This window comes from Streptomyces sp. NPDC020983 (genome assembly GCF_044333485.1).
Taxonomy (GTDB): domain Bacteria; phylum Actinomycetota; class Actinomycetes; order Streptomycetales; family Streptomycetaceae; genus Actinacidiphila.
Genome location: NZ_JBIRRA010000005.1, coordinates 310,937 through 324,707, shown reverse-complemented (window position 1 = coordinate 324,707; position 13,771 = coordinate 310,937). Strand labels below are relative to the sequence as shown.

General features: G+C 74.9%; 10 protein-coding genes and 1 pseudogene. 7 read left to right on the top strand and 4 right to left on the bottom strand.

Annotated elements, in window-relative coordinates:
* Positions 1-122: 122 nt before the first annotated feature.
* From ACH4SE_RS13085 to metE, 6 genes and pseudogenes are all read left to right on the top strand, one after another.
* Positions 123-1,109, top strand: a complete 987-nt coding sequence (locus ACH4SE_RS13085; protein WP_398543429.1) for an oxidoreductase — start codon at positions 123-125, stop codon at positions 1,107-1,109.
* 171 nt (positions 1,110-1,280) lie between these two features.
* Positions 1,281-1,661, top strand: coding sequence for an MmcQ/YjbR family DNA-binding protein (locus tag ACH4SE_RS13080; protein ID WP_398543428.1), 381 nt, complete (start codon positions 1,281-1,283; stop codon positions 1,659-1,661).
* Between the two features lie 148 nt (positions 1,662-1,809).
* Positions 1,810-1,908: pseudogene (locus tag ACH4SE_RS13075) on the top strand (SAM-dependent methyltransferase); the annotation flags it as partial.
* Positions 1,909-2,056: 148 nt separating this feature from the next.
* On the top strand, positions 2,057-2,884 hold the full coding sequence (locus ACH4SE_RS13070; protein WP_398543427.1) for an alpha/beta fold hydrolase: 828 nt from the start codon (positions 2,057-2,059) through the stop codon (positions 2,882-2,884).
* A gap of 76 nt (positions 2,885-2,960) precedes the next feature.
* Positions 2,961-4,208: an NAD(P)/FAD-dependent oxidoreductase gene (locus ACH4SE_RS13065; protein WP_398543426.1), complete on the top strand. Its 1,248-nt coding sequence runs from the start codon at positions 2,961-2,963 to the stop codon at positions 4,206-4,208.
* Positions 4,209-4,324: 116 nt separating this feature from the next.
* The gene (gene metE, locus ACH4SE_RS13060; protein WP_398543425.1) at positions 4,325-6,640 is read left to right on the top strand and encodes a 5-methyltetrahydropteroyltriglutamate--homocysteine S-methyltransferase; all 2,316 of its coding nucleotides are present in this window, start codon (positions 4,325-4,327) and stop codon (positions 6,638-6,640) included.
* Positions 6,641-6,710: 70 nt separating this feature from the next.
* Here metE and yicI read toward each other — a convergent pair whose 3' ends face one another.
* Positions 6,711-9,014: an alpha-xylosidase gene (yicI, locus tag ACH4SE_RS13055; protein ID WP_398543424.1), complete on the bottom strand. Its 2,304-nt coding sequence runs from the start codon at positions 9,012-9,014 to the stop codon at positions 6,711-6,713.
* A gap of 167 nt (positions 9,015-9,181) precedes the next feature.
* Positions 9,182-10,261 carry a LacI family DNA-binding transcriptional regulator gene (locus ACH4SE_RS13050; protein ID WP_398543423.1) on the bottom strand — a complete coding sequence of 360 codons (1,080 nt, stop codon included), beginning with the start codon at positions 10,259-10,261 and terminating at the stop codon, positions 9,182-9,184.
* A 347-nt stretch (positions 10,262-10,608) separates the two neighbouring features.
* Between ACH4SE_RS13050 and ACH4SE_RS13045 the strand changes: the two genes are divergently transcribed.
* Positions 10,609-11,322 carry a hypothetical protein gene (locus ACH4SE_RS13045; protein WP_398543422.1) on the top strand — a complete coding sequence of 238 codons (714 nt, stop codon included), beginning with the start codon at positions 10,609-10,611 and terminating at the stop codon, positions 11,320-11,322.
* Positions 11,323-11,400: 78 nt separating this feature from the next.
* On the opposite strand, the gene ACH4SE_RS13040 is transcribed toward ACH4SE_RS13045, so the two are convergent.
* On the bottom strand, positions 11,401-12,708 hold the full coding sequence (locus ACH4SE_RS13040) for an aspartate aminotransferase family protein (protein WP_398543421.1): 1,308 nt from the start codon (positions 12,706-12,708) through the stop codon (positions 11,401-11,403).
* A gap of 33 nt (positions 12,709-12,741) precedes the next feature.
* Entirely contained in the window at positions 12,742-13,758 is a 1,017-nt protein-coding gene (locus tag ACH4SE_RS13035) for a ketoacyl-ACP synthase III family protein (protein ID WP_398543420.1), read from the bottom strand.
* Between the last annotated feature and the right edge of the window lie 13 nt (positions 13,759-13,771).

The following is a 13,771-nucleotide window of genomic DNA, read 5'->3' as shown; positions in this document are numbered from 1 at the left end:
CATCCGGCAGGCCCGCCGGCCGCCCCGGGGGAGAACCCGAACACCCCGGGCGGCGGGCGGGACGAGTCCGCCGTCCGCGAACGCACCTGGGCCTGCGGCGTTCACGGTGCTTGGGTGAGGGCATGGAGATCCTGGTGCTGGGTGGAACGGCGTGGCTCGGGCGCGAGCTGTCGCGGCAGGCGGTGGGGCGGGGGCACGCGGTGACGTGCCTGGCCCGCGGGGAGAGCGGGGACGTCGCGGAGGGGGCCCGCCTGGTGGCCGCCGACCGGCGGGACGACACGGCGTACGGGCCGCTGCTCGACCGGGAGTGGGACGCGGTCGTGGAGGTGTCGTGGCAGCCCGGCTTCGTCCGCGGGGCACTCGAGGCGCTCGGCGGCCGTGCCCGGCACTGGACGTACGTCTCCTCCGGCAGCGCCTACGCCTCGCACGCGGTGCCCGGCGCCGACGAGTCCACGCCGCTGCTGGCCCCGACCGGCCTGGACGAGGTCGGCAGGGAGCTCTACGGCGAGGCCAAGGTCGCCTGCGAGCTGGCGTCGGCGGCCGCGGTGGGCGACCGGCTGCTGATCGCCCGCGCCGGCCTCATCGGCGGCCCGGGTGACGCGAGCGACCGCTCCGGCTACTGGGTGGCCCGTGCCGCGCGTGACCCGCAGGGGCCGATGCTGGTGCCCGACATCCCCGACGGGCCGACCCAGACGGTCGACGTGCGGGACCTCGCCGGCTGGCTGCTGGACGCCGCGCAGGCCCGCACCACGGGAACCTTCGACGCGGTCGGGCCGGTCGTCCCGTTCGGCGAGTGGCTGGAGCTGTCCCGCACGGTCGGCGGGCACACCGGTCCGGTGGTCACCGCCACCTCGGAGTGGCTGCTCGCGCAGGGCGTGGCCGGTTACATGGGGCCCGAGTCGCTGCCGATGTGGCTGGCCGAGCCGGGCTGGGAGGGCTGGTCGGCCCGCAGCGGGGCCGCCGCGCGGGCCGCCGGGCTGCGCCACCGGCCGCGGGCGGACATGCTGGCCGACACGCTGCGCTGGGAGCGCGGGGAAGGGCTCGACCGGCCGCGCCGGGCGGGCCTGAGCGCCGGGCGCGAGCGCGAGCTGCTGGCGGCGCTGGGCTGAGGGGCCGCGGCTCGCTCCGGCACGGCGGGCCCGGAGCGGCCCGCGGCCCGCGGTACGGCTGCCGTCCGCGCGGGGACGGGAGCCGGCGGGACCGCCGGTGCCGGGGCCCGCGCGGGGCGGTCCGGCGGCGTCCGGCCGCCGCTGTCGGTGCCCCACGGCACACTGGCTCCCATGACACCCGACGCGCTCAAAGCCATCTGCCTGGGACTGAACGGCGCCGCCGAGACCTTCCCCTTCACCCTGGAGACCTCGGTCTTCAAGGTCGGCGGGAAGATCTTCGCGATCACCGCCCTGGACGCGCGGCCGCTGAGCGTGAGCCTGAAGTGCGATCCGGAGGTGGCGCTGCAACTGCGCGCGGCACACCCGGAGATCACCGGCGGCTGGCACCTGAACAAGCGGCACTGGAACACGGTGCGCCTGGACGGGGCGCTGCCCGACGGCCTGGTGCGGGAGATGATCGAGGACTCCTACGACCTCGTCGTGTCCAGCCTCCCGCGCGCCGAGCAGCTGCGGCTGGACTGGCCCGGGGTCCGCACCCCCGGCGAGCGCTGAGCCGGGGCGGTCCGGCGCGCCCCCGGCCCCACGGGCCGCCGCCCGCGCAGGATGGAGGGCGCGCCCCGCCGCCCCCGTCCCGTGAAGAGGTGCCGCCGTGCCCGACGTCCCGCAGGCCGCACCGTGACCGCCGGCTCCCCCGGCCCCGGCGATCCGCTACCTCGACTCCCCGGACTGCGCCGCCCTCTCGGCCGGCATGCTCACCGCCTGGGGCTGGAAGCCCGAGCGCCGGCAGCGGGGCGGCTGACGCTCGCGTTGCGGGAGCGGCGGACAGGCGCAGCATGGAAGGAGCGGCTACCGGGCGGCGGACGGGGGACGGTGCGCGCCCGGCCCGCGGCAGCGCCGTGACGGGCGCGGCGCGGGGGGAGACGCGAGCGACCGAGAGGACACCTTCCATGCCCTACGTGACGACGCGTGACGGGGTCGAGATCTTCTACAAGGACTGGGGCCGGGGCCGCCCGGTGGTCTTCATCCACGGCTGGCCGCTGAGCGGCGACGCGTGGCAGGACCAGCTCAAGGCGGTGGCCGGTGCGGGCTTCCGCGGCATCGCGCACGACCGGCGCGGGCACGGGCGGTCGACACCGGTCTTCGACGGCTACGACTTCGACACCTTCGCCGACGACCTGAACGACCTGCTCACCGCGCTGGACCTGCGAGACGTCACGCTCGTCGCGCACTCCATGGGCGGCGGCGAGCTGGCCCGCTACATCGGGCGGCACGGCACGGAGCGGGTGCGCTCGGCGGTGCTGCTCTCGGCGATCCCGCCGATCATGCTCCAGGGGCCGGACAACCCCGAGGGGGTGCCGCAGAAGGTCTTCGACGAGATCAAGGCGGGCATCCTCGCCGAGCGCTCGCAGTTCTGGAAGGACACCTCGGTGGGGTTCTTCGGGGCGAACCGCGAGGGCAACAAGGTCACGCAGGGCAACAAGGACGCCTTCTGGCTCATGGCGATGGACGAGACGATCGAGGGCGGCGTGGCCTGTGTGGACGCCTTCGCGGCCACCGACTTCCACGCCGACCTCGCGAAGTTCGACGTCCCGACGCTGGTCGTGCACGGCGACGACGACCAGGTCGTGCCCTTCGCGGCAACGGGTGCCAAGACGGCGAAGCTGGTCAAGGACGCCGAGCTGAAGGTCTACGAGGGCGGCTCGCACGGCATCGCCCTGGTGCCCGGCGACAAGGAGCGCTTCAACCAGGACCTGCTGGAGTTCCTGGCGCGGTGACGCGCTCCCGTCCCCCGGCGGCGCGGCGGGCCCGCGCCACGCCGGGGGACGGTCGGCCCGGCGGACGGAGACGGTGATGGCGGCGAAGGCAGCGGTGGACGCGGTGGTGGTCGGCGCCGGTCTCGCGGGGCTCGCGTGCGCGCAGGACCTGGTGGCCGCCGGGCTGCGGGTACGGGTGCTGGAGGCGTCCGACGGCGTCGGCGGGAGGATGCGCACGGACGTACGGGACGGATTCCGCCTCGACCGCGGCTTCCAGGTGGTCAACACCTCCTACCCTCAGCTGCGCCGCCGCGTGCGGCTCCGCGAGCTGCACGCGCGGCCGTTCAGCCCCGGCTTCCTGATCCACTCCCCGCACGGCACGCTGCGCTTCGCCGATCCGACGCGGGCCCCGCGGCAGGCCGCCGGCCTGCTGCCGGGCCGGCTCGGCTCACTGCGGGACGTGTCCGCGCTGGTGGTGCTGTGCGCGCGGGACCTGCTCACTCCGCCGCGGGCGCTCAAGCGGCGGCCGGACGTCACGACCAGGACCGCGCTCGCCGACGCCGCGATCGGCGAGGAACTGGTGGAACGCCTCTTCCGGCCGTTCCTGTCGGGGGTGTTCCTGGAGGACGAGCTGGAGACGTCCGGCCGCTACTTCCACCTGGTGTGGCGCTCGATGATGCGCGGCACCCTGTGCCTGCCCGAACGGGGCGTCGCCGCCGTCCCCGAACAGCTCGCCGCCGCGCTGCCGGAGGGCGCGGTGGCGCTGGGCACGCCGGTCGAACACCTCACCGGGGAAGGGGTGCTGACGGCGTACGGGGACGAGCAGCCGGCCCGTACCGTGGTCGTCGCGACCGGACCGGCGGCCGCCGCGGAGCTGCTGCCGGGGCTCGCGGTGCCGCCGGCCCGCGCGGTCACCACCTTCTACCACGCCGCCCCGCGGCCGCCGCTGGCCGAGCCGACGCTGGTCGTCGACGCGCAGCGGCGGGTGCTGAACACGGTGGTCGTCAGCGAGGTCGTGCCCGAATACGCACCGCGCGGCCGGGCGCTGGTGGCCACCTCCGTGCTGGGCGCGCAGGCATCCGCCGCGCGGGAGGCGGAGGTGCGCGGCGTGCTGGCCGAGCTGTACGGGACGGACACCGGCGGCTGGGAGCCGGTGGCCGCGTACCCGCTGCCGCAGGCCCTTCCGGCGATGCCGCCGCCCTGGCCGCTCAGCCGGACCACCCGCCACTCCCCCGGCGTCCACGTCTGCGGCGACCACCGCGCCACCGGCTCCGTCCAGGGCGCCCTGGCCTCCGGCGCCCGGGCCGCCCGCGAGATCCTCGCCGACCGCGCCGCGGAGGGGTAGGACGGCGTGCCGACCGCAGGCAAGGGGGGACGGGCGCGGACAGCACGCCCGCGCCTTCGTCGCCCCGCCGGGATCCCGGGGATCCGTCCGGTGTCCGTCCGGTGAAGGAGGTTTCCGTGACAACCGAGCCCGCAGCCGCGCCCGCACGGGCCACCGTGTACGGCTACCCCCGCCAGGGTGCCGGCCGGGAACTGAAGAAGGCCGTCGAGGGCTACTGGAAGGGCCGCGTCACCGCCGCCGAGCTGCACGGCACCGCGGCCGGGCTGCGCCGGGAGAACTGGCGGCAGCTGGCCCGGGCGGGCGTCGACGAGGTGCCCACCGGTGACTTCTCGCTCTACGACCACGTTCTCGACACCACCGTCATGGTCGGCGCGATCCCCGCGCGGCACCGCGACGCGGTGGCCGCCGGCCCGCTCGACGGCTACTTCGCCATGGCCCGCGGCACGCAGGAGGTCGCGCCGCTGGAGATGACGAAGTGGTTCGACACCAACTACCACTACCTGGTGCCCGAGCTGGGGCCCGGCACCGAATTCCGCGCCGACCCGTCCGAGCAGCTCGCCCAGCTCGGGGAGGCCCTGGCGCTGGGCCTGACCCCGCGGCCGGTGCTCGTCGGCCCGGTCACCTACCTGCTGCTCGCCAAGCCCGCGCCCGGCGCCCCCGCGGACTTCGAGCCGCTGAGCCTGCTGGACCGGCTGCTGCCCGTCTACGCCGGGGTGCTCGCCGGACTGCGCGCCGCGGGCGCCGGGTGGGTGCAGCTCGACGAGCCCGCCCTCGTCCAGGACCGGGACGCCGCCGAACTCGGCGCCGCCGCCCGCGCCTACCGGGAACTCGGATCCCTCACGGACCGCCCGAGACTGCTGGTCGCCTCCTACTTCGACCGGCTCGGCGAGGCCCTGCCGGTGCTGGCCGCCGCCCCCGTCGAGGGCCTGGCCCTGGACTTCACCGGCCCCGCGGCCGCCAACCTCGACGACCTCGCGGCGGCCGGCGGGCTGCCCGGCAGGCGGCTCGTCGCGGGCGTCGTCGACGGCCGCAACATCTGGGCCACCGACCTGCGCGGGGCCCTGGCCACCCTCGGCACCCTGCTGGGCCTGGCCGGCCGGGTCGACGTCGCCGCGTCCTGCTCGCTGCTGCACGTGCCGCTCGACGCCGCCGCCGAGACCGGTCTCGACCCGCGGGTGCTGCCCTGGCTCGCCTTCGCGCGGCAGAAGACCGCCGAGATCGCGACCCTCGCCGCGGGCCTGTCGCGCGGCACGGACGCCGTCGCCGCCGAACTGGCCGCCAACCGGGCCGCGCTCGACTCGCGCGCACGGTCCCCGCTCACCCGCGACCCGGCCGTCCGGGCGCGGGCCGCCGCCGTCACCCCCGCCGACTCCCGGCGGGCGCAGCCCTACGGCGAGCGCACCGCGGCCCAGCGGGCCCGGCTGCGGCTGCCGCTGCTGCCGACCACGACCATCGGCTCCTTCCCGCAGACCGGCGACCTGCGCGCCGCCCGCGCCGACCTGCGCGCCGGCCGGATCGGCACGGCCGGCTACGAGGAGCGGATGCGCGGCGCGGTCCGCGAGGTCATCGCCTTCCAGGAGAGGACGGGCCTGGACGTCCTGGTGCACGGGGAGCCCGAACGGGGCGACATGGTGCAGTACTTCGCCGAGCAGCTCACCGGCTACCTGGCCACGCAGCACGGCTGGGTCCAGTCCTACGGCACCCGCTACGTGCGCCCGCCGATCCTCGCCGGCGACGTCTCCCGCCCCGCGCCCATGACCGTGCGCTGGATCTCCTACGCCCAGTCGCTCACCGACCGGCCGGTCAAGGGCATGCTCACCGGGCCCGTCACGATGCTCGCCTGGTCCTTCGTCCGCGACGACCAGCCGCCCGCCGACACCGCCCGGCAGGTGGCCCTGGCGCTGCGCGACGAGGTCGCCGACCTGGAGGCCGCGGGCACGGCCGTCATCCAGGTGGACGAGCCCGCGCTGCGCGAGACGCTGCCGCTGCGCGCCGCGGACCGGCCGGCGTACCTGGCGTGGGCCACCGAGGCGTTCCGGCTGGCCACCGCCGGGGTCCGCGCGGACACCCAGGTCCACACGCACATGTGCTACGCGGAGTTCGGCGACATCGTGCAGGCCATCGACGACCTCGACGCCGACGTCGTCAGCCTGGAGGCGGCCCGCTCGCACATGCAGGTGGCCCGCGAGCTGGCCGCCCACGGCTACCCGCGGGAGGCCGGTCCGGGCGTCTACGACATCCACTCGCCCCGCGTCCCCGGCCCGGACGAGGCGGCCCGTCTGCTGCGCACCGGGCTGGAGGCGATTCCCGCCGACCGGCTGTGGGTCAATCCGGACTGCGGCCTGAAGACCCGCGGCTGGCCGGAGACCCGGGCCTCGCTGGAGAACCTGGTGGCGGCCGCCCGCGCGGTCCGCGCCGAACTGGCGGGCTGACCGGCGGCGGGCGGCCGGTGCCCGCGGCGGCGCGCTTCACCGCGGGCACCGGATCCGGCCCGACCGCCCGTCAGGCCCAGCGCGCCGCGAGCCTGCCGGTCCCGGCCGCGCAGCGGTGCAGCGTGCCGAGCGCGTGCGGCTCGCCGTGCCCGGGGGTTTCGACGCCGGCCAGCAGCACGTTCCAGGGCAGGCCGCTGCCGGTCTCGACGACGATCTCGTCCCCGGTGCGGCTCACGGTGAAGGTGACCGGCGCCGAGCCGTCCGGCGCGGGCACCCGTGTCACGGTCGTGGAGCCGTCCCGCGGCGCGTACACCCGCAGGGTCACGCCGTCGGCCCAGTCGGAGACCGGCCCGTCCGAGGAGGCGCCGAAGGGGATCACCGCGCCGGGCCGGGCGAGCAGCGGCAGAGTGTCGAGCGGGTGCGTCTCGCGCCGCCAGCCCGGGCCCTCGACCCGCTCACCGGTCAGCACACCGGTCCAGGTGCCCGCGGGAACGTAGTACTCCACCGTGCCGTCCTCGCTGAAGACCGGGGCCACCAGCAGGTCGCCGCCCAGCATGTACTGGCGGTCGAGGGTGGCGCAGGCCGGGTCGTCGGGGAATTCCAGCAGCATGGCCCGCATCACCGGCGTGCCCGCGTCCCGCGCCTGCTCGGCGGCCCGGTACAGGTACGGCATCAGCCGGTGCTTGAGCCGGGTGAAGGCCGCGGTGACCGGTACGGCCTGCTCGCCGTACTCCCACGGCACCCGGTAGGAGCGGCTGCCGTGCAGCCGGCTGTGCGAGGACAGCAGGCCGAACTGCACCCAGCGGGCGAAGAGTTCGGGGGTCGGGGTGCCCTCGAAGCCGCCGATGTCGTGGCTCCAGAAGCCGAAGCCGCCCAGGCCCAGCGACAGTCCGCCGCGCAGCGACTCGGCCATCGCCTCGAAGGTCGACTCGCAGTCGCCGCCCCAGTGCACGGGCATCCGCTGCCCGCCGGCGGTCGCCGACCGCGCGAAGAGCACCGCCTCGTCCTCGCCGCGCTCCGCGCGCAGCAGGTCGAAGACCGTCTCGTTGTAGAGCTGGGTGTAGTAATTGTGCATCCGCTGCGGGTCGGAACCGTCGGACCAGACGACGTCCACCGGGATCCGCTCGCCGAAGTCGGTCTTGAAGCAGTCCACGCCCTGGTCCAGCAGGACCCGCAGCTTGCCGGCGTACCAGGCGCGGGCGTCGGGGTCGGTGAAGTCCACCAGGCCCATCCCGGCCTGCCACTGGTCCCACTGCCACACGCTGCCGTCCGGCCGCCGGACCAGGTAGCCGCGCGCGGCGCCCTCGGCGAACAGCGGGGACTTCTGGGCGATGTAGGGGTTGATCCACACGCAGATCCGCAGGCCCCGCTCCTTCAGCCGGGCCAGCATGCCCTCCGGGTCGGGGAAGACCCCGGGGTCCCAGGTGAAGTCGCACCACTGGTAGGAGCGCATCCAGAAGCAGTCGAAGTGGAAGACGCTCAGCGGGATCCCGGCGTCCTCCATGCCCTGGACGAAGCCGGTGACGGTCTCCTCGTCGTAGTCCGTGGTGAAGGACGTGGACAGCCACAGGCCGAAGGACCAGGCGGGCGGCAGCGCGGGGCGGCCGGTGAGGGCGGTGTAGCGGGCGAGGACCTCCTTCGGGCCGGGCCCGTGGACGACGTAGAACTCCACGGACTGGTCCTCGACGCTGAACTGCGCCTTGCCGACCAGCTCCGAGCCGATCTCGTACGACACCCTGCCGGGGTGGTTGACGAAGACGCCGTAGCCGCGGTTGGTGAGGTAGAAGGGGACGTTCTTGTAGGCCTGCTCGCTGCTGGTGCCGCCGTCCTCCTGCCAGACGTCGACGCTCTGGCCGTTCCGGGTGAACGAGGTGAAGCGCTCGCCGAGGCCGTAGACGTACTCGCCGACGCCCAGGGCCGCCCGGCCGACCATGTGGTGGCGGCCTTCCGCGTCCGTCACGAAGCCGAGGCTCTTCTCGCCGAAGGAGGTCAGCGGGGTGCCGCCGGCGCTGAAGCCGAGGTGCCAGGGCTGCTCGGTGTCGATCCGCAGGGTCAGCTCGCCCGAGGTCAGCTCGACCACCGAGTCCTTGCGGACGGCGCTCCCGTACCGGCCCTCGCCGGGCAGCGCGAACTCCGGGAGCCTGCGCACGGCGCCGGCGTGGTGGGTGGACCGCACGCCGATCACGCCCTCGGCCGGCGACCAGCACTCGACCGTCAGCAGCGGGCTGTTGAGGGTGTCGCCGCGGTGGCCGACCGCGCGGACGGCCGCGGACAGCGTGACGCGGTCCTCGGTGACGCTCGCGTCGGCGACCTCGGCCGCGAAGCGGGCGGTGACACCCGGCCGCATCAGCCAGTAGCCGTCGGTGAACTTCATGGAGGTCTCCTGCTCTGTTGCTCCGTGGCCGTTTCGGACGCGCGGCCGGCCGCACTGTCGAATCGATTTCCTGACCGTCCCGGCAAGGTTAGGCACTGCCGGGCGGGTCGACAAGGGCGTTCCGTGCGGGACCGGCCGGACGCGCGACGGCGGCCGGCCGCTAGGGGTCAGGCCGGGGGCGGGCGGAGCCCGTCGCCGCCCAGCAGTACGGGCGCGAGGAGTACCTGCCGGGCCGCCTCGCCGGGCGGCGCCGCCGCCTGGCCGCGCGAGCGCCCCCGGCCCCTGGCGGGGCGGCGCGCGTCGGCGTCCTCGACGGCCAGCTCCACGGCGGTGGCGCTCATCGCGGGCACGGGGAGCTCGATCCGCGGCAGCCGGGCGCACGACGTGTCCTCCGGCAGCGAGCCGATGACGACCACGGCCAGGTCCTCCGGCACCCGGCGGCCGAGCGCGCCCGCCGCCGCCAGCACGTGGCTCCAGGCGGTCGGGTGCTGCACCACCAGGGCGGTCGGCGGCCCTTCGGGGGCGGCCAGCAGGGCGCGCAGCAGCCCTGCCGCCTCGTCGGCGTCGTCCACCGCGTGCCCGACCCGGACCGCGGCGCCGGTCTCCCGCGCGCCGCGCCCGGCGCCGGCGATCCCGTAGAGCGCGGCGCTGCGGCGGGCCCGCACCTCCTCCTCGGCCGAACCGAGGTAGACGACCTCCCGGTGCCCGGCCGCCGCGAGTTCGCGGACGGCGAGCACCGCGGCCCGCTCCCAGTCCAGGTCGATCCACGGCAATGCGGCCTCGTCCGCCGGGCGCCCGATCAGCGCGGCCGGGAAGTCCAGCTCCCCGACCACCCCGATCCGCGGGTCCTCCAGGTCGACGGCCATGATCACGGCGGCGTCCGCCAGCCCGCTCACCGCCACCCGGCGCAGCCCCGACGCCTTGTCGCCGGAGGTGGCCAGGAGCAGGTCGTAGCCCAGCCGGTGGGCGGCGTCGGCGGTCTCGATCGCGAAGCGGCCGTCCACCGCGTGCCGCCCGCCGGCCGTGCCACCCGCCCCGCCCCCGCGGGGCAGTGCCAGCGCCACCACTCCGGTGCGCCCGCTGCGCAGCATGCGCGCCCCGGCCCGCGGGTGGTAGTCGAGCGCCTCGACGGCCTCGCGCACCCGCCGCCGGGTCTCCTCGGTCGTGCTGCGGTCGCCGTTCAGCACGTACGACACGGTGCTCGGGGCGACGCCCGCGCGCCGCGCGACATCTCTGATGCTGGCCATCGTCGGCCCTCCGGTTCGCCCTGGCCGGCAGTGCCGGGAGAGAGCCGTCATCGTAACCGCGGCGGGGCCGGCCGCCCCGGGCGCGTCGCCTCCGGGCACCCCTGGTGCCGGTGGGGCGGGAATTACCGGTGCACCGGGTGTTGCGCTTCGATTGTTCGACTGTCATCTTGAAGCCCATCCCCCCAACGGCAGCGGCGGACCTGACGCATCATCCGTCGAAGCGCTTCGAAGACGGCGCCCGGGGCGGGCTGTTCCCTGCCCGCCCACTCCCCGGATCCCCGCACGCGCCGCCCTCCGCTTCGGCGTGACGGCCGCGGCTGCCCCGGAGCTCGGATTGGAGCCCACCCATGCGCACAGCCCTGCGCAAGAAGCCCCGCATGCTCCTGCTCGGCCTCGCCGCCTCCGCGGCCGCCGCGGTCGGGCTGGCCGCCGCCCCGGCGTACGCGGCCACCTGGTCCTCCAGCGACCAGTGGGCCACGTGGTCCAACGGCGGCTACACCCTCTACAACGACATCTGGGGCAGCGGCGCCGGCCCGCAGACGATCTGGGCCAACTCGTACAGCAACTGGGGCGTATGGGCCAACCACCCCAACACCGGCGGCGTCAAGTCCTACCCCAACGCCACCCGCTACGTGGGCGCGAAACTCAGCACCCTGCACTCGGTCAGCTCCAGCTTCAACGTGACCGTGCCGTCCGCCGGCGCCTACGAGACGGCGTACGACATCTGGGACACCGGCAACGCCTACGAGATCATGCTCTGGATGAACAAAACCGGCGCGGTCGGCCCGCTCGGCACTTCCCAGGGCAACGTCACCGTGGGCGGCAGCACGTGGACGGTCTACCGGGGCAGCAACGGCGCCAACGCCGTCTTCTCCTTCGTCCGCACGTCCAACACCAGCTCCTCCACGGTGGACGTGCTGGCGGTGCTGAACTGGATCAGGAACACCAAGAAGTGGTTCGGCGACATCACCCTCGGCAACGTCCAGTTCGGCTACGAGATCACGTCCTCGTCGGGCGGCCTGGACTTCGTGACGAACTCCTTCTCCGTGACGTCCTCCTGAACCGCGCGCGGCGGCCCCACCGGAGCCGCACCGGTGGGGCCGCCGCGTGTCCCCGCGGGGAGCGGGTCCGGCGCCGCCTCAGACGGCGGCCGGACGCAGGCCGGAGACGATGCCGGCGAAACGCTCGGCCGCGAACTCCGCCTCGTCCGTGGCCATGGTCAGCGGGGGCATGAGCACGACGGTGTCGGGCGTGTAGTGGACGAGCAGTCCCTGCCGGCGGCACGCCCGCTCCAGGTCGGCGCGGTCCGGCATCGACAGCGGGCTGCCGTTGTCGTCCACCAGGTCCAGCCCGACGTACGCGCCGACCGTCCGGACACCCTTGACCGCGGGCGCCCCGGCGAGCAGCTCGCCGAGCCGGTCGCCGAGGTAGGTGCCCAGCGCACGGCCGCGCGCCACCAGGTCCTCGGCGGTGTACGCGCGGATCGCCGCGAGCGCCGCGGCGCAGGCGACGGGGTGCCCGTCGGTGGTCGAGGCGTGCGCGAAGACCGTGCTGCCGGTGTCGAACGCCGCCTGGACGGCGCTCGTCGTGAGCACCGCGCCCAGCGCCGCGTAACCGGCGGTGATGCCCTTGGCCAGGCACATGATGTCCGGGGACACCCCGGAGATGCCGGCCGCGAACATCTCGCCCATCCGCCCGAAGCCGGTGAAGGCCTCGTCGAAGACGAGCAGGATGCCGTGCCGGGTGCAGTAGTCGCGCGCCGCCCGCAGGTAGGCGGTGGGGAGCGGCTGGCCGTTGCGTCCCTTGACCGGCTCGACGATCATCGCGGCGATGTTCTCCGGGCCCAGCGCGTCGAGCTGCCCGGCCAGGCCGGTGCCGGGGTCGTCGGCGGCGGGCTCCGGGACGTGCCGGAAGCCCTCCGGCATCGGACCGAAGGTCCAGTGCATGATGCGCTGCCCGCTCGCCGCCATGGCCGCCGTAGGGCTGCCGTGGTAGCTGTCGCGCAGCCCGACGATCAGGCGGCGGTCCCGATGGCCCGTGTTCCGCTGGTAGGAGCGGGCCATCAGGATCGCGCTCTCGACGGCGGCGCCGCCGGTGTGGCAGAACCGCACCCGGTCGAGCCCCTCGGGGGCGATGCGGGTGAGCTCCCGTGCCAGGTCGACGACCACCGGCGCCGGCAGCTCCCACCGCACCATGCAGACGTACGGCAGCTCGCGGGCCTGCCGGCACATCGCGTCCACCACGTCCGCCCGGCCGTAACCGAGCATCATGTTGCCCACCCCGGCACGGGCGTCGAGGGCGCGGTTCCCGGCCGCGTCGATCAGCCAGCTGCCCTCCCCCCTGACCCACAGGTCCTCCGGGGCGTTCCGCTCCAGGATCGTGGACGTGGGGATCGTCCCGTGCCAGAGGGGGTAGTCGTCGCGGTCCCAGCTGCTCGGCGTCGTCATGGCCGTCTCTTCCGGTGTCGGCGGTGCCGGGCGTTACTTGGCGGGAGCCTGGACCACGGCGCAGGTGAAGGTGTAGCCGCCGGTGCCCTGGATGAGCATGCCGTACTCGCCCGGGTTGAGATCGGCCTCGATGTCGACCAGGTTCGCCAGGAAGTCACCGGCGCCCAGGCAGCCGGTGGTGCACTCCAGGTAGCGCGGGTCGCCGCCGATGAACTCCTTGACGGCGGGCTTGAACATCCCCTCGCGCATGTTCCTGGTCAGCCGCGGCAGCGCGACGGAGCTGATGTCCGCAGGACCGATGCCGGCCTTGGCGAGCACGCCCATGACCAGGTCGTACAGCTTGGGCACGGTGAGCTTGACCATGCGCCCGGCGGCGCCGGACTCCCGGAAGACCTTGTTGGCAGGGCGCAGGTCGATCGGGGTCCCGTGGGCGAGCGGGACGGAGGTGAAGTCCGCCTCCCCGCGCATCTGGCTCTCCCACTGGGAGTCCGTGAGCATGTCCATCGACAGCAGGTGCAGGAAGTCGTCGCCGCCCTCGCCCGTCCGGCCGAGGACGACCGCGGTCGCCGAGTCGGAGTACGTCGCGTCGTCGTCGCTGGCCCAGCGGTCGAAGCCGGGCAGGCTGAAGCGGTCGGAGCTGGTGACGAGCACCGCGCCCTGCTCGGGCGTGGCGGTCAGCCACTTGGCCGCGACCTGCAGGGCGACGGCGCCGCCGTTGCACAGCTGGTGGACGTTGATCGGCAGCGCCTCGTCGATCCCGGCCTGGTGGGCGACGTAGTGGGCCGGGGACCACATGTCGAAGCCCTGGTGGTAGCTGTGGGCGTGCACCACGCAGCCGATCGCGTCGCGGTCGACGCCGCTCTTGTCCAGCACGGTGCCCGCGGCCTGCACGGCCATCTGGGGCGGCGCCAGGTCCTCCGGCGCGACGTGCAGTTCCGAGATGCCGATGCGCTCCATGTCCGCTGCGCTGAGCGCACCCTCGGCCGGGCCTTCCTTGCCTTCCGGAAGCCAGAGGGTCGCCGCCTTGATGCTCAGCCCCGTCGCAGTCACTGTGTTCTCACCC